Origin of the sequence: Stenotrophomonas sp. 57, from assembly GCF_030291075.1 — a bacterium.
Taxonomy (GTDB): domain Bacteria; phylum Pseudomonadota; class Gammaproteobacteria; order Xanthomonadales; family Xanthomonadaceae; genus Stenotrophomonas.
In genome coordinates this window covers 2290342-2308900 of record NZ_CP127407.1, presented here as the reverse complement: position 1 = coordinate 2308900, position 18559 = coordinate 2290342, and the positions used below count along the sequence as shown (strand labels likewise).

Below are 18559 nucleotides of genomic sequence, written 5' to 3'. Positions count from 1 at the left end.
CGGAAGATCTGCAGTGCTGTAAAGCATAGCAAGCGGCGCTTTGCGCCATGCTGCGTCGCAAGGTGCCAGCCACCATTCGCACTGGTACGGTCCAACCCGTTGCATCACCACCGACGGGGAGAGACGACGATGCGCAAGGTATTGCTGCTGTTGATCCTGCTGACCGGGCTGGCGCCCACCGCCTGGGCGGCCACGGTCAAGACCACCCATCGCACCCTCCCGGGCTGGGACGGCACGCCCCTTGGGGCCTTCGTCATCGAGCCACAGGACGCAGGCAGCGGTCGCTATCCGTTGCTGGTGATGCCCAGCAGCTGGGCGGTGCCGAGTGTGGAATATGTGGGGGTCGCGCAGACCCTGGCCCGGCGCGGCTATGTGGTCATCAGCTACAGCTCGCGCGGCTTCTGGGAATCCGGCGGCAGCATCGACATCGCCGGGCCGGCCACGGTCGAGGACGTCAGTGCGCTGATTGACTGGGCGCTGGACAATACCCGCGCCGACCCGTCACGAATCGGCGTTTCGGGCATCTCCTACGGCGCCGGCACCAGCCTGCTGGCGGCAGCGCGCGACCCGCGCATCAAGGCGGTGGCCGCACTGAGCGGCTGGGCCGACCTGCAGGCCTCGCTGTACAGCAACGACACCCCCAGCGCGCAGGGCATCGCGCTGCTGGTGGCTGCAGGGTTGGCGACCGGTCGCTCGGGACCGGAACTGACGACCATCAATCGCAATGTGCTGGTCGGCAACTACCAGAGCGCGGTGGACTCGCTGTTGCCGGTGGCGGCCCAGCGCAGCCCTGCGTCCAGCATCGATGAGATCAATGCCAACCAGCCGGCGGTGTTCCTGGCCAACGCCTTCAACGACAGCCTGTTCCCGCCCGGCCAGCTGGTTGACTTCTTCAACCGGCTGAAGGGCCCCAAACAACTGCAGCTGCGCCATGGTGATCACGCGCTCAACGAAGCCTTTGGCGCATTGGGTATTCCCAACGAGGTCTACGATTCGGTGGGGGACTGGTTTGACCATTACCTCAAGGGTGAGGCCAATGGCATCGACCGGCAGCCTGCGGTGCAGCTGAAGTCGCAGAAGGGCAGCTGGAGCACCTACCCGAACTGGCAGGCAACCAATGCCGGCGCCATCAGCTACGCGCTGACCGCACCAACCGGGCTGCTGCTGCCCACCGGCGGGCTGGCCGAGAACGGTGTCGGCACCGGTTGGAACTACCGCATCGGCAGCGGGCTGCTGACCGCCGCCAGTTCCGGTGTGGCGATGGCCTCCGGTGCGTTGCAGATGATCAATCTGCCGCCGGGTGCGTACGTGCCGTTCGTCGGGCGTGGCGCTGCCGGTGTCTGGCAGGGGCCGATCCAGTGGAGTGCCAAGCGCCTGGATGGAGCCCCGGAAGTGCGCCTGACGGTCACGCCCAGCCGCGCCAACACCACGCTGTACGCCTACCTGTACGCCGAGGATGTGCTGGGCAATGGCCAGTTGATCAGCCACAAGCCGTACACGCTGCGCGGCGCCACGCCGGGCCAGCCGAAGACGCTTGACCTCCGGCTGGAAGCGAGCAGCTGGAACATTCCAGCCGGCAGCCGCCTGACCCTGGTGGTTGATACGGTGGATCTGCGCTATGCGGGCATCAGCCAGCTGGGTGGCACGGTGACTTTCAGTTCGCCGGCCAATGCGCCTTCGGTGTTGAAGGTGCCGTTGCACTGAGCGCGGACCGAAGGGCCGTCGCTCGAAACAGGGTCGATCGACGGCTGCTTCCCGGGTGGGTCAGTTGCTACGCCCCCGGGCTGCTGCAGCGTTCGCGCGATTGATGCGATCCAGTCGTTCCTGCTTGTCGTACGCGTCCTTCGCGTCCATCACACCACTGGCGGCATGCAACCAACCGCTGGAGGTGCATCCAGAAAGCAGAAGCACGGAGGTGAGTGCGGAGGCGGCGAGGGTGATATTCATCTGGATTCCTTGAAGTAGCGGATGCCCACATGCTCGTAGCGCCTGGCGTGCAGAATGGAGCAGCGTCAGGTTACTTCACGATGGCTTAACTTGATGCGACCAACGCATTGATTCTATTTGTATATTCAAATAGGGGGGCGCTGCTTCGCAGTTTCCCGGAGTAGAGAGCGTTTCAGGGGAGCACGACATGTTTGCAGGGACAATGCTGATCGGAGCGCTGGTGGCCGCGCCCATAACGGAGGTGAAGGCACGGGATTGGCCGCACGTGCTGCTTGAAGATCTGGCTGCGGCCGACGCGGCCATGCGCGGCAGCCACCCCGGTGCCGTTGATCATCTGAACCCGGGGTTCGGCTCTCAGTTGCATGGCGCACTGGCGCTTGCCCGCTCGCGCGCGGGCAAGGTCGACAGCTTCGCGGGTTACTGGTGGGCCATGAAGGGCTATGCGGCCTCATTCAATGATGGTCATGTCAGCCTCAATGCGCTTGCCGGCGCCCCCGAGCTGCCTACGCGGTGGCCCGGCTTCCTGACGGGCTTCGACGGCGACGCACAGGTGGTCATGACCGTGGAGGGCGGTCCGGGCCATCCGCCGCTGGGGGCACGCATGCTTTCCTGTGATGGCATGGATGCGAAAACCCTTGCCGCACGCCGGGTCGGTGACTTCAGCGGCCGTTGGAACCTGCAGGCCAGTCGTATCCATGGCGGCGGTGAAGTGCTGCTGGAACAGGGCAATCCCTTCGTGCAGGCACTGCAGGCCTGTGTGTTCGCAGTGGATGGACGTGAGACATCCTATGCGCTGCAGTGGGCGCCGCTCGATACAGTGCAGTTGAAGAAGCGTCTGGCCGATACCCGGCGCAGCTTCCGGCCGGCCAACGGCTGGCACACGATGCCGGGGGGTGGCTACTGGATCACCACCAGCAGTTTCAATGCCGATCCGACGGAACCGAACTTCAATGAACTTACCCGGCTGATTGAGCAGCTGGCTGCAGAGGCTGAAGGACTGCAACGTTCACCGCTGGTGGTGCTGGATGTGCGGGGCAACAGTGGCGGTGCCTCGCAATGGAGCCTTGCATTGGCGCGGTTGATCTGGGGGCGCACTGCCGTGGATGCGCTGCCTGACAGCAGTTGGGTGGAATGGCGGACCTCCGAGGCCAACATCGCACAGCTTCGCAGCTTCCTGCTGAAGCTGGAAACGGCGCCAGACGCCTCTCCTGAACTGCTGCGCATGCTGCAGACCGTGACATCGGGAATGGCGCAGGCGCGTGCAGATGGGGTGGCATTGTGGCGTGAACCCTCACAACCAACGGCGGAGGCAGCGCCGGCCGGCGGTCAACGTGCACCTGCGCACACGGGCAGGGTCGTGATCGTCGCAGACGCAGCCTGCGGTTCCGCCTGCCTGGATGCACTGGACCTGTGGAAGCGGCTGGGCGCAATCCAGGTGGGTGTGGAAACCTCGGCTGATAGTCTCTACATGGATGTGCGGCCCGAGCGGCTTCCAGGCGGCATGACCCGGATCTCGGTGCCGATGAAGGTCTTCCGGGGGCGGGCACGTGGTTCGAATGAACCGCACGCGCCGGATCATCGCTACGCGGGGGATATGCGTGACACCAAGGCACTGGAAGCGTGGCTGATCGCGCTGTGAGTGCGCGCCGGACCATGGCGCGGGACCAATGCCGCAGAGGATGACCGTATGAGTACCGCATCCCCTGATCCCGCTGCACGGCCAGCGAAGCGCGGAGCGCTCCCACGCGGGTCCCTCGTGCTTGGTGCGTTGCTTGGCGCGGCAGTGCTGGTCTACCTGGTCAGCGCACTGCTGCCACTGGCCAGGCCACAGGGCCTGTACGCAGGGATGGGTGCGATGATGATGCTTCCGATCCTGCTGCTGTGCGCGGCATTGGCAGCATTCGTCGGCGGTGCCGTGGTCGCTGCGGTTGCGTGGTGGGCAGGACTTCGGCGGTCTGGGCTCATCCTTGTGGTTCTGGTGGCGGCATTCATCTGCGCTGCCAGTTTCTTTGCTGGTTTCGATTCGCCGCTGTTCGACCCCTTGGCGATATCGCGTCATGAGCTCACCGCGATGGAGGCGGAGCGCGAGGCGATGAGCGCACATCGAGAGCGCCTGCAACCGGCTATCGAACAGGGCAATCTGCCCGCGATGCAGGCGGCATTGAGCACTGACGACCCGACGCTGACGCCGGCTCAGCTGCTCTGCCTGGTGCGGCGCGATGTCATCGAGGGGCGCGGCGGCGAAAGCCTGCCTACGGTAAGCGAGCAACGCTACCGGTTCCTGCAGGACGTAGCGGTGGCTGCCTGGAACAAGGCAGATACACCGCAAGGTCGACGTGCAATCGGCCTGCTGGCAATGGATGCCTCACTGCGCCACGGTACAACCCGGGACGTGGCGCAGTGGCTTGAACGCGGCGTTGATCCCAGGAACCCAGACTGGGCCAGGGACGTCTCCGCGCAGACCGAGCCCGCCGGACGCTGTGCGACCTTCGTACGCTGGCCGCTGAGTACCCTGGAACACAATGAGCACGATGCCGATGGCAAACGTGACCTGCTGTTCAAGATCGGCGTCGAAGCGATTCCCGCGTGGTAGCGCGGGACGCGGCCGGTCCAACCGCAATGACGACCGCCCGCGCCAGAGCGATGAGGGCGCGTGAGCCGCACCGGCTTCCTGCTGCCCGGATCCTTTCCTCTCCGGATTCCAGCCAGCGTCTGCCCGTCCTTTCCATCAGCGTCGAACGTCGAACTGTTCACTCTCCAGCAGCACCCAGACGTCGGCCTCGCGCGCAGGACTGAAGTCTCCGGGGATGGAGTGCTTCAGTGCCCCCGACGCCAGGCCGAAGCGTACGCTGCTCTCTGCATCTAACCCGGACAGCAGCCCATGCAGCACGCCGGCCGCGAACGCGTCGCCACCACCGATCCGGTCAACGATGCCGGGCAGTGGCCGCGAGGGAGCCTGCGCACGGGTCCCGTCGCGCCCCAGCAGCAACGCGCCCAGCACATGATGGTCGGCACTGACCACCTCGCGTTGGGTGCAGGCCAGCCACTGCAGTTGCGGAAACGCGGCGAAGGCGGCTGCGGCAGCGGCGTCGGTTCGCGCGGAGGCGCTGTCCTGGGTGAAGCTCAGCCCCAGTACCAGTTCGATATCGCGATGGTCGGCGAAGACGATGTCCGCCTCGGCGAACAGCTCATGCAGGATGGCCGGTGCGTTGCCGCCCCAGCGTTGCCAGAGCGACGGGCGGTAATTACCGTCGAACGACACGCGCACGCCTGCCTTCCGGGCAGCGCGCGAGGCGGCCAGCACCGATGCGGCGACATTGGCACCCAGCGCCGGGCTCACCCCCGAGACATGCAGCCACTGTGCCCCCTCCAGCAGGGCTGGCCAATCATGGTCATCGACGTTGCCGTTGGCGAAGGCTGAGCCGCCCCGGTCGTAGATCACTTCGCTGGCACGCAGCAGCGCGCCGGTGGCCAGGAAGTACAGTCCCATCCGGTCGCGGTCCACGTACTGCACGCCTTGCGTGTCCACGCCGTTCCGGCGCAGCTCGGCCACCGCATGCCGTCCCAGTACGTTGTCGGGCACCGTGCTGACCATCTGCACGTCGTGGCCAAGGCAGGCCAGCGAGACGGCGACATTGGCCTCGGCACCACCGACATGGACCTGCAGATGCGGTGTCTGCAACAACAGCTCGCGACCAGGCGCACCCAGCCGCAGCAACAACTCACCGAAGCAGACAATACGGCTCATGACTCTCCCTTCATCGCGTGGCCGCACAGCCCAGCATGCCCAGATCGATGGCATCGGCCATGCGCCGGTAGCCTTCGTCGTTGGGGTGCAGGTGGTCGCGGGTGATGTCCGCCGGTAGTGACTCGGGCAGCTTCGGATCGCGCAGCGTGGCATCGAAATCGATGATTCCGTCAAAACCGGTCCTGCCGCTGCGCGCCCACTGGTTGATCGAGGCCCGCGTGGTGGCCGACACCGGCTCATAGCGTTCGGAGCCGCCGAACGGAGTCAGCGTGCCCAGCCAGGCGCGGATGCCGTGCGCGTGCAGGCGCGTGGCCACCTGTTGATAGCCCAGCAGCATGTCGGCGGCATTGCGGCCGGGAACGGGGTGCGTACCGCCGCCATGACGGATGTCATTGATGCCTTCGAACAGGATCACCTGATCCGCACCGGCCACCGCAATCACATCGCGATCCAGGCGCGACAGCGCGCTGTGACTGCGGCCATGGTCGAGCAGCTTGTTGCCGCTGATGCCCTGGTTGAGTACCACGAAGCGGTCCGGGCAGGCCTGCTGCAGCCGCTGCGCCAGGCGCTCGGGCCACTGGTTGAAGGTGCCGCGACGTGCCGTGGCACCTTCCGTGATGGAATCGCCCAGCGCGACGATCACCTGCGGGCGCTCGTCGCGTTGCACCTGCACCGCCGAGAATACATTCTGCTGGTAGCTCAGCCGAATGCTGCCCGGCACATCCGCCTGCCTGCCATCCACCACGCGCAGTTCGGTACGGCGGACTGCCGGCCGGGTCGGCTGCGGGAAGTAGGCACTGACACTGATCTCCTGCAGTGCCGACACGGGCAAGCGTACCGGGTCGCTCAGCAAGGCAGCGCCGACTGGCACATCGATGGCGGATCGGCCGTCGACGGTCACCGGCAATGCGGCGACCTTGCCATCCTTCAGCCGCACGCGGACGTCCTCAATGTGCAGTGGCGCAGCGCCGAGCTCGTTGCTGATGCGCAGCCGCAGCGCATCGCCGCGGCTGCCGACGCGGATGTCCTGCCGCACGGTCTGCGCGGCGAACTGCACCGGCGCATCGGGCGGGCCATCCTTGCGGTCGGGGGCCGGTGAAGCGGTCCAGGCCGTGACCCAGACCGGTGCGGCCCGGGCGGCAGGGGCGGCGGCCACGGCAGCGCCGAAGGCCAGCGAAAGCAGGGGAATCCAGCGCTGCATGGGTAGGTGTCCGCTCAGGTCAGGAGAAGTAGGTGCCGCCGTTGACGTCCAGGTTCGCACCGGTGATGAACGCTGCCCCGTCCGAAGCGAGGTAGACCGCTGCGTCCGCGGCTTCTTCCGGCAGGCCCTGGCGGCGCAACGGCGTGGCGCCGGCAACCGCCGTGCGTACTTCCGGCTTGGTGAACTGGTCGTGGAAGCGGGTGGCGATCATGCCGCAGCACAGTGCATTCACGCGGATGCCCTTCGGACCCAGCTCCTTCGCCATTGCACGGGTGAAGGTCATCACCGCCGCCTTGGCGGTGGCGTAGATCGATGCGCCCGGGCCGCCGCCGTCGCGACCGGCCTGTGAGGCAAAATTGACGATGGCCGCACCTTCGCCCATGTGTGGAACCACCGCGCGGGTCGTGAGATAGGTGGAGGTGATGTTGAGGTCCATCACCGTGCGGAAGAATGCCGGATCGATCTCGGTCAGCGGACGACGCTCGACCATGCCGCCGGCCACGTTCACCAGCACGTCGATGCGTTCGCCGAACGCAGCCTGGGTGGCGGCGACGAGGCCGGCCACGGCGGCGGCATCGGTCACGTCGGCGCGATGCACGATGGCTTGGCCACCGGCGGCCTGGATCTGCGCCAGCGTTTCGTTGGCGCTGGCCTCATCGTTGGCGTAGTTGATGCAGACGCGTGCGCCGGCAGCGGCCAGCTTGATCGAAACGGCGCGACCGATATCGCGGCCACCGCCGGTGACAATGGCCACCTTGTCCTGGAACGGCATGCGGAAAACTCCTTGGTTTGCGCGGGAATGGATGTACTTGGAAAAGAAGGTGACCCAGGCTCAGCCGCCACGGCGGTCAAGCTTGTGGATCGGTCCGGTCCACCACCACAGCGCGGCCAGCGACAGCGGCACCAGCGCGGCGACGAGGATGAAGATCGGGGCGTAGGAATGGCGGGTCAGCACCGGCACCAGCCAGGTGGTGATCAGCGTGCCGGCCACCGCTGCCAGGCCACCGAGGCCGGCGAGGGTGCCGACCGAGCGGCCATCGAACAGATCACCCGGCAGTGTCTGGATGTTGCCGATGGCGACCTGGAAACCGAACAGCACGGCGGCAATTGCCAGCACGGCAAACAAGGGCTGGTTGGCCAGCACCGCGCCCAGCAGGGCAGGGGCCATGATCACGCAGCCCAGGGTGATGGACAGCTTGCGTGCGCGGTCCACGCTGTGCCCGGCACGGATCAGGCGCCCGGACAGCCAGCCCCCACTGAGGCTGCCGAGCATCGCGCCCACGAAGGGCACCCAGGCGAACAGGCCGATCTGCTTGATGTCGAAGCCGAAGGTCTCGGCCAGATAGATTGGCAGCCAGGACACAAACAGCCACCAGATCGGGTCCAGAAGGAAGCGGCAGGCGAGCATGCCCCAGCTCTGCCGGTGGGCCAGCAGCGAACGCACACTCACCTTCGGCGCTACCGCAGCCTGCTGTCCCGCCTGGTCTTCAAGGATCAACCGGCGTTCGGCATCGCTCACCCAAGGATGCTTGTCCGGGCCGGCGCGGTAGACGAACAGCCACGGCAGCAGCCACAGGAAGCCGATCGCACCGACCAGCACGAAGGTGCCGCGCCAGCCCAGCCACAGGTACAGGCCGGCGATGGCCGGTGCGGACACGATCGCGCCGATCGACGCACCTGCGTTGAACACGCCCTGCGCCAATGCGCGCTCGCGCGCCGGGAACCACTCGGCGTTCGCCTTCACCGCGCCCGGCCACGCCCCGGCCTCGCTGATGCCGAGCATCGCCCGCACCAGGCTGAAGGACAGCATCGAATGGGTGATCGAATGCAGGGCGATGGAGATCGACCACACGCTGATCGACAGCGCGAAGCCCAGGCGCGTGCCGATCATGTCGAACAGGCGCCCGAACAGGAACTGGCCGGCGGCGTAGAACAGCATGAACACCGTCACCAGCAGGGCGTAGTCATCCTTGGTCGCCCCCACTTCCTTGGCGATTTCCGGCCACATCACCGCCAGTGCATTGCGGTCGATGTAGTTGATGACCGTGGCGACGGCGATCAGGCCGACGATCAGCCAGCGCACCGCCGAACGCACCGGCACCTTGCGCAGGCTGGACACCACCGCAGGGCCGTTCATCGCACGTCACCCTTGCTGCGGTCCCTGCGCGCGTGGCTGCCGCTCCAGCGGTAGGCATGGCCATCGACGGTCACGCTGTGCTCGCCCCTGGCGTTGCTGTCATCGGCCACGCCCAGGGCGATGCGGGAGCCACTGGCCAGGCGCAGCTCGATCACCTCGGCATCGCTGCCGCGGGTGCGCACGATGTCCTTGATGCGGCTGTCGGCGCCGTGCACGTACTCGGCGGTGCCGTTGTACTCGCCATGAGGCTCCAGCACGCTGAAGAAGGTCACGTCCTTCTGGCCTTCCACGCGCTGCAGCAGCGCCGGTTCGCGGCGCAGGTTGAATTCCGGGTCGTTGGCGCCGCTTTCCACCAGCAGGGCCTGTGAGGGCGCACTGCTACCGAAGCGGTAGGTGTAGAAGCGGCCATCCAGCAGCCAGGCCAGCATGCGCGGCTCGCTGCCGGGCTTGCTGCGTGCGTCCAGCCACAGGTGCTGGTAGCCGTTTTCGTTGCCCAGCACCGGGCGCTGGCTGGGGAAGTGTTCGGCCTCGAAGCCGGTGGTGACGATGTGGCCGTTGAAGTGCAGCGGCAGGTCGTAGCGCGCGGCCTTGTCGCCGTGAACCTGCAGCAGGTCCAGTACCACCGGCAGGCTCAGTTCGGGGTGGCGCAGCAATGCCTGGGTGCGGGTGAACACTACGCCAGGGTAAGCATCGTGCATGGTTGCCGAGGCGACCTGGGTATCGGCATCGGCCTGGAAGAAGCGCACCTGCGGCGCGTGTTCCTCGCCGCGCTTCCAGTCGCCCTTGAAGTGGCTTTGCTCGTCCACTACCAGGGTATTGTGGGCCACGGTCTGCTTGGCCCAGCTGCGGTTCTCGGCCAGGTAGATGCCGCCGCGCTTGGCTTCCACGTTGAGGAAGCGGGCCGCGCCGTAGTCGGTCACCACCGGATTGCCGTTGTCGTAGAACAGCCAGTTGAGCTTGTCGAAGTGGCCGTGGCCCATGCCCTGCATGGTGTCCTTCTGCACCAGCGCCTGGCCGCGCTCCCCGTTCATGCGCAGGATGGCCAGGCCGCCGCGGTCGCCGTCCGGGCCGTCGCGCAGCAGCATCGGCCTGTAGTCGAAAGGCGTGGCCTTGTTCGCCGCCAGCGCCTGCGCCACCTCCAGCCCTTCGGGCGAAAGCAGCAGGCGTTTCTGCTGCTGGGCCACCGTAAGCAGGCGGTCATCACCGGTGCGCGCATAGGCAATGCCGATGCCGGCCACCAGTTCTTCGGTGTCGATGCCCTTGTCCAGGATGGCATCGTTGATCGGGAAGAACAGGCCGTTGTAACTGGTCTGTACCAGCACGTCGACGGCCTTCAACAGCACGCCGTCGCGGCGCGCGAAGATCTTCCGTTGTGGCTCGTTGCGTTCGATGGCGTTGGCGAACAGCAGGAACGGCGCCAGTGCGTAGCGCTGGTAGTAGGGGCCTTCCTCGTAGTACCCATCGGGCGAGAACAGCAGGTCGATCTGCCGCAGGAAGCCGAACTGATCGTCCTTGCGGCTGCCGCGCAGCGATTTCTCCACCAGCTCCTGGTCGCGCAGCACGTAGCCGGTCATGCCGGTGGCGGCCACGGCCCAGGTGGCGTGGTTGTGGATCTGGTCGTAGTTCTTCGGCTCGCTGATGAGGAACTCGGCCATCGGCCGGAACACCTGCGATTCGATGGTGTTGCGGTCCTGCGCGGACAGCGCATCGCGGATCGCGTCGTAGCCCTGGATGGCATTGACCAGCCACACCGAATCATTCAACACCTGCCAGAACACGCGGCCGGGAATCTGTCCGCGGCCTTCCGGGTGCGGGCCCAGCGTGGGGTAAAGCTGGGCGTACTGCAGCAGCATGTCGCGCGAGTACGCGGCATAGGCCTTGTCGCCGGTCAGCCGGTACAGCGTGCCGGCCGCCAGCAGCGCCTGGTAATTGCGCTTGTGCTGCTCATGCGTGCGGCCGCCGCCCTTGTCCTTGGGCACGGGCACGTCGATGCCGGCCTTCATCATCTTCTTCAGCGACTGTTCCGTGCGCGCCTGTTCCTTGGCGAACCACGGGTAGCGGCTGCCTTCGCTGGCCATCTGCTGCCACTGGGCGGCGGTGATCAGCACCGGTGCGGCATCGGCCTGACGCGCGGCGGAGGCCGGGGCCGCCAGCAGCTGCGCGGCCGGCAGCAGGGCAACGGGAAGGGACAGGGCCAGGGAAACGAACAGCGGCTGCAACCTCATCGATCAACTCCGGTGCTGGTGCGTGACAAGGCAACCTCGCCTGCCTTGGGATACCAGTCCACGCCCGTTGCCTCGCGAGCAGTCATCGCCAGCGCGGGATCGGCGCCGGTAGCGGGCAGGGCAGGGTTGGCCACCCACAATCCGCTGGCGGCCTGCTGGAGGGTGACGGTGCGGCTTTCGACGCCGCTGGGGAACACACTACTGGCCTGCGGCGACTGCACATTGCCGCTGAAGCTGATGCCGGTCAGGGAACTGGCGGCCGTTGGGGGGTTCCTGCTGGTGCGGTTGACGATCAGGTTGTCACTGAAGCGACTGCTGCTGGCGGCCACATCGATGCCCTTGGTCGCGTCATGGCCCACCCCGAAGCTGATCTTCGCCACGTCCACGAAGGTGTTGCGGCTGATGGTGGCGTTGACCACCGGCGCATAGCCGGACAGCGGCGGGTTGGACTGGCCATCCATCACCGCCAGCGCCGAGCGGTTGCTGGACCCGGCGAGGCGCTCGAAGTAGTTGTTGCTGACGGTCTGGTCGGCATTGATGATCCTCACGCCGCCAGTGCCGGCCTTGTCATCGCCCAGGAAGACGTTGTCGATCACGCGGTTACCGTTGCCATGGCGCAGCGTGAGCGCACCGGCCGAACGGTAGAACACGTTTCCGCGATAGGTATTGCCGCCGGATTTGCTGGAAATGATCTCGGTTTCGCCGTCGCAGCCCTCAAACCAGTTGTTTTCCACCGTGCTGTTGGAATTGCTCAGCGAGGTGTCGCTGGTGCCGACGCGGATCGTTTCGCCGCCGTTGACGCCCAGTGCCGGGCGCGGACCGAACCAGTTGTGGTCGATGCGGTGCTGGTTGTCCAGGCCCTGGGTGGCATCGCGCACCACCACCACGGTCGGCCCGGCATTGGTCTTGCCGCGCAGCTGGCTGTGGTCGAGGCGGTTGTGGTTGCCGTACAGCGATACCCAGTAGTCCTGGTCGCTGGCATCGGGGTTGGTGTAGTCATCGATGACCAGCCCGGTGACGCGGCTGTGGCTGGCGACGGCCCTGCTCGACTCGCGGAACGCCACCACCGCATCACCCGGTGTATAGCCGTTGCGGAACACCAGGTTGGACACCTGCAGGTAGCTCCCCGCCAGGCGCAGGTCCGAGCGTCCGCTGAGGACGACCTTGCCGGCGGTCTGCGCGCGCAGCGTGATCGGCGCTGCCGCTGTGCCCTGACCTTTCAGCAGGAGACGGGCGTCGATCCAGATGCCATCGGCCAGCACGATTTCATCGCCGGGCTGCAGCGCTGACGCAGCGGTGGTGTACTCAGCGACATCGTGGACGAGCCAGCTGGCTGCACTTGCCGCAGAAGTGGTCAGGCAGATTACCAAGCCAGTGGTCAGGCAAAACAGTGATGAATTGGTGGGTGAATGACGCGACAGCCAGCAAATGCGCATGAAATCCTTCCAGGGACGGCCGGGCCGTCATTTCAGGGTGGGCCTGCATACCACTTCCGGGCCTTTTGTAAGCCAGCTTATGCGCAAAGTCATGCTGCAGTAGCACATTAAATTGCGATCAACTGGTATGGATAAAAGGCATTTGCATGAGAGCATACCAATTGGTTGACATTTTCATGCTGCCGTGCCGAAGCTGCGTCCCACGCCTGCGGTGCAGGCGATCCTTTGGGAGGAGGAAACCATGCGGCGACCCGCCGGAGCAGTGCACAGCATCTCGTTGTCCCCCACACCCCTGATCGTGGCGCTTGTTGCCGCATTGGCGGGCATGCCCGCTGCCCAGGCGCAATCCAGCAAGGACGCGGCAGGGCAGGATCCCACCACGCTGGACCAGGTGCAGGTCACCGGCATCCGCGAATCGATGCAGAGTTCGATCAACAAGAAGCGCGACGACACGGTCATCGCAGACGTGCTTTCCGCAGATGACATCGGTGATCTTCCGGCGCCGTCGCTGGCCGACGCGATCGAGACCCTGACCGGTGCCGCTTCGACCCGCGACAAGACCGGTGCGTCGGAGATCTCGATCCGTGGCCTGGGCGCCTTCCTCAGCAGCACCAACTTCAACGGCCGCGAAATCACCAATGGCAGCGGCGACCGCTCGGTGAACTTCAACATGTTCCCGGCCGAGCTGATCAACACGGTGGCCATCTACAAGACCCAGCGTGCCGACATCATCGAAGGCGGCGTGGCCGGTACCATCGGCCTGGAAACGGTACGGCCGCTGGAATACGGCAAGCGCTCGGTGCAGTTCGACCTGCGTGGCAGCTGGGCCGAGTATGACAGGAAGTACCACGACGACGACGGCATCGGCTACCGTGGCACCGCCAGCTACATCGACCAGTTCGAGTTCGGCAACGGACAGAAGCTGGGCGTTTCGCTGGGTTTCCAACGCCTCGACGGTACCGACCCGGAAGAAAGCATCACCAGTGGTTCCACCTGGTATGCCTGCGACGGCACGCAGAACGTGGCCAATGCCAACTGCAACGAGGTCAGCGCACAGGCCATTGCCAATGGCGCGCCTTACTACCTGGTGCCGAGCAGTCGCATCTACCGCCTCAAGCAGGAACGCAACGATCGCCAGAGCGAGTTTGCCGCACTGCAGTGGCGGCCCAATGACGTGGTCGAACTGAATGTCGATTTCGAGCATACCCAGCGCAACTGGTACGAGAACCGCAGTGACCTGAGCCTGTCCAACGCCCGCCGTGGCATCACCCAGCGCCAGGTTGACGAGGACGGTATCGTGCGCCACCTGCACGGCAGCACCTCGATTGATTCGACCTCAAACCGCTACTGGCGTGGGGAGGAGTACACCGGTGGCGGCTTGAACCTGATCCTGCGCCCGACCCCAGCGTGGGAGCTGTCCACCGATCTCTCGTACTCACACACCAATCGCCTCGACAGCGAACGGATGACGCGGCTGCGCGCCAACCAGCGTGATGTCAACAATGCCATCGTGCCCGGCATCAGCAGCGGGACGACGGGGTATGTCGACTACGACTGGGACTGGCACGGCGAGGTGCCGAGCGTTGCCCTGGCGCGGAATTTCGATCCCGGCAACTGGGACGCCTACACGGGCGCGGCGCGGGCGACTTCCAGCGCCACCGAGAATGATCACAAGATCAAGGCTGGCCGCTTCGATGCCAGCTTCATGCCGGAGTCCGGCTTCTTCACCCGCATCAAGGGCGGCGTGCGCGCGAGCCAGGCCGACTACCGCCTGCGCGACAACACTCTGGTAACCGACTACGACCAGCGCGTGGCGGCCGACAAGGCGAAGATCATCGCTGCCAATCAAGCCTGCCGCGCACCCTTCCCCCAGGATGACTTCATGGACGCCGCGAGCGGCAACACGATTTCGTCCTGGGCGTACTTCGATCCGAACTGCCTGTACCAGTCGTTCCGTGGCAGCCTCGACAGCGGGTTGGATCCGGGTTTCCAGGACCCAAACAATGTCGACATCACCGAGAAGAGCAGAGCGCTCTACCTCATGGGGGAGTTCAGCAGCAGCCTGTTTGGTTTGCCGGTGACCGGCAACCTCGGCCTGCGCTGGGTCAAGACCGATGTTCGCTCCGAAGGCGTGCGTACCGGCCTGCGTCTCGAGGACAACGGTGACGGGACGATCCGCCTGCAACCCACCGGCGAGTACAGCACGCAGGTGTTCAAGGCGGGCAACGACAAGCTGCTGCCCAGCCTCAACGCAGCCTTCGAGCTGCGCCCGGACGTGTTGCTGCGGGTCGGTGCGTACCGCGCGATGTCCCGCCCGGACATTTCGGCACTGGGAGCGGGGCGCACCATCAACGTGAGCAGTGATGCCACCTACGGCAATCTGGCCGACGCGCTCGATGACATCAGTGCCAGTGGCAACCCCGCTGCGCAGCCGCTGATGTCCTGGAATGGCGACCTCTCCCTGGAGTGGTACCCGAACCCGGACACGATGCTGGCCGGCGCGGTGTACTGGAAGCAGTTCAACGGCGGCACCGCCACTGCGCTGGTGCCGGAGACCTACACCATCGACGGCCAGAGCGTGACCGTGCCGGTGCGGCAGCAGGTGACCACCGACGAGGACAGCACGCTGACCGGCTTCGAGCTGACCGCCACCCATCGACTGTCGTACCTGCCCAAGCCGTTCGACGGACTGGGCTTCAAGGTCAGCTACAACTATGCCGACGCCGACTACCGGACCCAGGATTCACGGCTGGGTGAGCAGCTGGCCAGTGATGGCACGATCATTCCGGCGATCGTGCCGCCGGCGGGTCTCAGCGGCTTCTCGCGGCACGTCCTGTCCGGCTCGATCTACTGGGACGTCGGGCGCTTCAACATCCAGGCCGTCGGCAAGTTCCGCTCGCACTACTACCAGGACTTCACCGGCAACACCGCGCAGCAGAACCGCTACTACGATGACAACACCAGCGTGGACCTGCGCCTGCGCTACCGGGTGAACAAGCAGTTGTCGCTGTCGCTGGAGCTGATGAACCTGACCAACGAGCCGCGCGTGGCCTACCAGCCGCTCTATGGGAACTTCCGCGAAGTGGTGACCTACGGGCGGCGTGCGTATTTCGGTGTACGATACAAGTTCTGAACAGGGCGGCGCGGCCAGTGGTCGCGCCGTCGCTCCAACCGGACCCTTGCCGGCCGCGGTGGCAGGGCAGGGACCCGGAGGGAATCGCCAAGGGTCAGCCGCATGTCCGCCAACCGCCTTTACCAGACCATTGCTGCCAAGCTCCGCAAGCTGATCGAGGACGGCGAATTTCCGCCGGGCTCGCGGCTGCCGGGCGAGCGTGAGCTGGCCGAGCGGTTCGGTGTCAGCCGGGTCACCATCCGCGAGGCTGAAATCGCTCTGGAGGCCCAGGGCTGGATTGCGATCCGCATCGGCTCGGGCGTGCATGTGAAGCCGCGCCCGACGCAGGCGTCCGGCGGACTGCCGGATGTCAGTGCCTTCGACCTTACCGCCGCGCGCGCGGTGTTCGAGGCCGAGGCTGCCGCCCTGGCCGCCAGCAACCTGGATGATGCCGGTATCGCTGAACTGCAGGTACTGGCCGAGGCGCTGTGCCGTCGCGACCTGAGCGATGAGGAGGCCGGCGAGTACGATCGCCGCTTCCATCTGACCATTGCGCGGCTATCCGGCAATCCGGTCGTGGAGTACTTCGTGCAGCAGATCTGGCGAATGCGCAGCGAGCTGCCGCGGGTGACCGAGGTCTATGCGCGTGTCTGCCATGACGACGGCGCCAGTCGGGCCGACGAGCACATGGCGATCTTCGAAGCCTTGCGTGCGCGTGATCCGGTGGCCGCGCGCAATGCGATGCGCCATCACTTCCAGCGCCTGTTCGAAGCCATGCTGCAGGCGACCGAAAGCCAGGCGCTGGAGGAGATCCGCCGCCGCACGCAGCAGGATCGCGAGCGGTTCATGGCTACGACGCGGATCTGAAGGGCGTTTTCTGCAGGTTCGGCAACGGCGTGACGTTCAGTTCGCCGGCCATTGCGCATTCGGTGTTGAAGGTGCCGTTGCACTGAAGCGGAGAGGGGCGGAATCCCTGAAAGATTTCGTACCTCTTCGCCCGGCAGGACCATTTTCTGATTCTCGCGATGACTGGCGCGATGTCTGCCGCCGATACCTACAACGTCCGCGTATCGTGCTGCATAGAGTGGATCCAAAGCATCAGCTGTGACACGTTACGTTAACTGCCTTTCGTGAAGGCGTAGCAGTGCAGGGTGGTCTGCCCGGGTCTCAGCCGGTGCGACGGGCGTTCGTATGCTTCCCATCATGGGCTCATCATTTCACCGTCCAGATTTCATGAACGCTACCCGACCATCCGGCTGGGTGCAGAACGGTGAACGCTGGGATCTGTGGTGGAACGGTCGCTCGGTGGCCAATGTCGTGCCACATCCCGTACTCGGTTTCCGACTGTGCCTGGATGCTCGCAGGGCGGCGCCGGGCAAGACCGTGGTGGTCGCCAGCGCTCGCCAGGCCAAGCGCTATGCAGAGCGCTGGTGTGCTGTCAGGCTTTACCCGCAGCTGAGGCTGCGCGATGCGGTGGCACGGCTGGTGAATGCCACGCCCGCCACGCATGGCGCTGTGCCGCCGGCGCTCACCCGCGAGCAGCGGCAGCAGGCCCGCCGCCTGGCCGAGGCGGGGGCGGGGGAGATGAGGCGGATCAAGGAGGCGCTCGCGCCTCGACGGCCGTTGATGGCGGTGCGGCCTGATGTGCGGGAGAACGGCGGAGCCTGGTCGACCACAGGCCAGGCTCCACTCGCGCGCCCGCCGGGCGGCCGCGCTACGCCGAAAGCTCCTCACGCACGATCCGGGCCCCTTCGCTGAGCGCACGCAGCTTGCCCCGTGCCACCTCGCGCGGCAGTGGTGCCATGCCGCAGTTGGTGCTCGGATAGAGCTTGTCGGCATCCACGAACTGCAACGCCTTGCGCAGGGTATTGGCCACGTCTTCCGGCGTTTCAATGGTATGAGATGCCACGTTGATGGCGCCCACCATCACCTTCTTGCCGCGCACCAGTTCGATCAGATCGATCGGCACGTGCGAGTTCTGGCATTCCAGCGAGATGATGTCGATGCTCGAGGTCTGCAGCTTCGGGAACGATTCTTCGTACTGGCGCCATTCCGATCCCAGCGTCTGCTTCCAGTCGGTGTTGGCCTTGATGCCATAGCCATAGCAGATGTGCACCGCCGTCTGGCACTTCAGGCCTTCAACCGCACGCTCCAGTGCGGCTACACCCCAGTCGTTCACCTCATCGAAGAATACATTGAAGGCAGGTTCGTCGAACTGGATGATGTCCACGCCAGCGGCCTCCAGTTCCTTGGCTTCCTCGTTGAGGATCTTCGCGAACTCCCAGGCCAGCTTCTCGCGGCTCTTGTAGTGCGCGTCATACAGCGTGTCGATCATGGTCATCGGGCCAGGCAGGGCCCACTTGATCGGCTGCGTGGTCTGCCGGCGCAGGAACTTTGCATCCTCCACGAACACCGGCCTGGGGCGGCTGACCGCACCAACCACGGTTGGCACACTGGCGTCATAGCGGTTGCGGATGCGGACCGTTTCGCGCTTCTCGAAATCGACACCGCTGAGGTGCTCGATGAAGGTGGTGACGAAGTGCTGCCGGGTCTGCTCGCCGTCGCTGACGATATCGATGCCGGCATGCTGCTGTTCCTGCAGGGACAGGCGCAGCGCGTCCTGCTTTCCTTCAATCAGGCCGTCGTCCTGCAGCTTCCAGGGTGACCAGAGCTTCTCGGGCTCGGCCAGCCAGGAGGGCTTGGGCAGGCTGCCTGCGGTGGAGGTGGGAAGCAGTTTCTTCGTCGACATTGCG

At 65.6% G+C, this 18559-nt stretch carries 14 protein-coding genes; 6 read left to right on the top strand and 8 right to left on the bottom strand.

Annotation, left to right across the window (positions count from 1 at the left end):
- Positions 1–129 precede the first annotated feature (129 nt).
- A complete protein-coding gene (locus tag QP512_RS10620) occupies positions 130–1704 on the top strand; it encodes an alpha/beta fold hydrolase (RefSeq protein ID WP_286068443.1) in 1575 nt (524 codons plus the stop codon).
- A 60-nt stretch (positions 1705–1764) separates the two neighbouring features.
- Here QP512_RS10620 and QP512_RS10615 read toward each other — a convergent pair whose 3' ends face one another.
- Positions 1765–1947 carry a hypothetical protein gene (locus tag QP512_RS10615; protein ID WP_286068442.1) on the bottom strand — a complete coding sequence of 61 codons (183 nt, stop codon included), beginning with the start codon at positions 1945–1947 and terminating at the stop codon, positions 1765–1767.
- 187 nt (positions 1948–2134) lie between these two features.
- Between QP512_RS10615 and QP512_RS10610 the strand changes: the two genes are divergently transcribed.
- Together QP512_RS10610 and QP512_RS10605 are read left to right on the top strand one after the other, a co-directional pair.
- Complete coding sequence (locus QP512_RS10610; RefSeq protein WP_286068441.1) at positions 2135–3586, top strand: hypothetical protein; 1452 nt, start codon at positions 2135–2137, stop codon at positions 3584–3586.
- 144 nt (positions 3587–3730) lie between these two features.
- Entirely contained in the window at positions 3731–4540 is an 810-nt protein-coding gene (locus QP512_RS10605) for a hypothetical protein (RefSeq protein ID WP_286068440.1), read from the top strand.
- Between the two features lie 135 nt (positions 4541–4675).
- On the opposite strand, the gene QP512_RS10600 is transcribed toward QP512_RS10605, so the two are convergent.
- From QP512_RS10600 to QP512_RS10575, 6 genes are read right to left on the bottom strand one after another with little or no spacing between them, the layout of a single operon-like run.
- Positions 4676–5695 (bottom strand): sugar kinase, encoded by a 1020-nt coding sequence (locus tag QP512_RS10600; RefSeq protein WP_286068439.1) that lies wholly within the window; start codon positions 5693–5695, stop codon positions 4676–4678.
- Positions 5696–5705: 10 nt separating this feature from the next.
- On the bottom strand, positions 5706–6896 hold the full coding sequence (locus QP512_RS10595; protein WP_286068438.1) for a GDSL-type esterase/lipase family protein: 1191 nt from the start codon (positions 6894–6896) through the stop codon (positions 5706–5708).
- Between the two features lie 19 nt (positions 6897–6915).
- Complete coding sequence (locus tag QP512_RS10590; RefSeq protein WP_286068437.1) at positions 6916–7668, bottom strand: glucose 1-dehydrogenase; 753 nt, start codon at positions 7666–7668, stop codon at positions 6916–6918.
- Between the two features lie 60 nt (positions 7669–7728).
- A complete protein-coding gene (locus QP512_RS10585; protein ID WP_286068436.1) occupies positions 7729–9033 on the bottom strand; it encodes an MFS transporter in 1305 nt (434 codons plus the stop codon).
- On the bottom strand, positions 9030–11258 hold the full coding sequence (locus tag QP512_RS10580) for an oligoalginate lyase (protein ID WP_286068435.1): 2229 nt from the start codon (positions 11256–11258) through the stop codon (positions 9030–9032). Before QP512_RS10580 ends, QP512_RS10585 begins: the two co-directional genes overlap by 4 nt.
- On the bottom strand, positions 11255–12628 hold the full coding sequence (locus tag QP512_RS10575; protein WP_286068434.1) for a polysaccharide lyase 6 family protein: 1374 nt from the start codon (positions 12626–12628) through the stop codon (positions 11255–11257). Before QP512_RS10575 ends, QP512_RS10580 begins: the two co-directional genes overlap by 4 nt.
- A 307-nt stretch (positions 12629–12935) precedes the next feature.
- Here QP512_RS10575 and QP512_RS10570 point away from each other — a divergent pair, with 307 nt between their 5' ends.
- From QP512_RS10570 to QP512_RS10560, 3 genes are all read left to right on the top strand, one after another.
- Positions 12936–15827, top strand: a complete 2892-nt coding sequence (locus QP512_RS10570; protein WP_345783083.1) for a TonB-dependent receptor — start codon at positions 12936–12938, stop codon at positions 15825–15827.
- Between the two features lie 102 nt (positions 15828–15929).
- A complete protein-coding gene (locus tag QP512_RS10565) occupies positions 15930–16673 on the top strand; it encodes a FadR/GntR family transcriptional regulator (protein WP_286068432.1) in 744 nt (247 codons plus the stop codon).
- A gap of 366 nt (positions 16674–17039) precedes the next feature.
- Entirely contained in the window at positions 17040–17564 is a 525-nt protein-coding gene (locus QP512_RS10560; RefSeq protein ID WP_343229541.1) for a hypothetical protein, read from the top strand.
- Here the strand turns inward: QP512_RS10560 and QP512_RS10555 are convergent.
- A complete protein-coding gene (locus QP512_RS10555; protein WP_286068430.1) occupies positions 17521–18555 on the bottom strand; it encodes a methionine synthase in 1035 nt (344 codons plus the stop codon). The two genes, QP512_RS10560 and QP512_RS10555, sit on opposite strands and share 44 nt — an antisense overlap.
- Positions 18556–18559: the final 4 nt, after the last annotated feature.

Bases quoted from the DNA above. Each gene is read 5' to 3' on its own strand.
- QP512_RS10595 (WP_286068438.1), bottom strand. From the start codon at position 6,896: ATGCAGCGCTGGATTCCCCTGCTTTCGCTGGCCTTCGGCGCTGCCGTG.
- QP512_RS10620 (WP_286068443.1), top strand. From the start codon at position 130: ATGCGCAAGGTATTGCTGCTGTTGATCCTGCTGACCGGGCTGGCGCCC.
- QP512_RS10555 (WP_286068430.1), bottom strand. From the start codon at position 18,555: ATGTCGACGAAGAAACTGCTTCCCACCTCCACCGCAGGCAGCCTGCCC.
- QP512_RS10565 (WP_286068432.1), top strand. From the start codon at position 15,930: ATGTCCGCCAACCGCCTTTACCAGACCATTGCTGCCAAGCTCCGCAAG.
- QP512_RS10615 (WP_286068442.1), bottom strand. From the start codon at position 1,947: ATGAATATCACCCTCGCCGCCTCCGCACTCACCTCCGTGCTTCTGCTT.
- QP512_RS10560 (WP_343229541.1), top strand. From the start codon at position 17,040: ATGAACGCTACCCGACCATCCGGCTGGGTGCAGAACGGTGAACGCTGG.
- QP512_RS10570 (WP_345783083.1), top strand. From the start codon at position 12,936: ATGCGGCGACCCGCCGGAGCAGTGCACAGCATCTCGTTGTCCCCCACA.
- QP512_RS10580 (WP_286068435.1), bottom strand. From the start codon at position 11,258: ATGAGGTTGCAGCCGCTGTTCGTTTCCCTGGCCCTGTCCCTTCCCGTT.
- QP512_RS10600 (WP_286068439.1), bottom strand. From the start codon at position 5,695: ATGAGCCGTATTGTCTGCTTCGGTGAGTTGTTGCTGCGGCTGGGTGCG.
- QP512_RS10610 (WP_286068441.1), top strand. From the start codon at position 2,135: ATGTTTGCAGGGACAATGCTGATCGGAGCGCTGGTGGCCGCGCCCATA.
- QP512_RS10590 (WP_286068437.1), bottom strand. From the start codon at position 7,668: ATGCCGTTCCAGGACAAGGTGGCCATTGTCACCGGCGGTGGCCGCGAT.
- QP512_RS10585 (WP_286068436.1), bottom strand. From the start codon at position 9,033: ATGAACGGCCCTGCGGTGGTGTCCAGCCTGCGCAAGGTGCCGGTGCGT.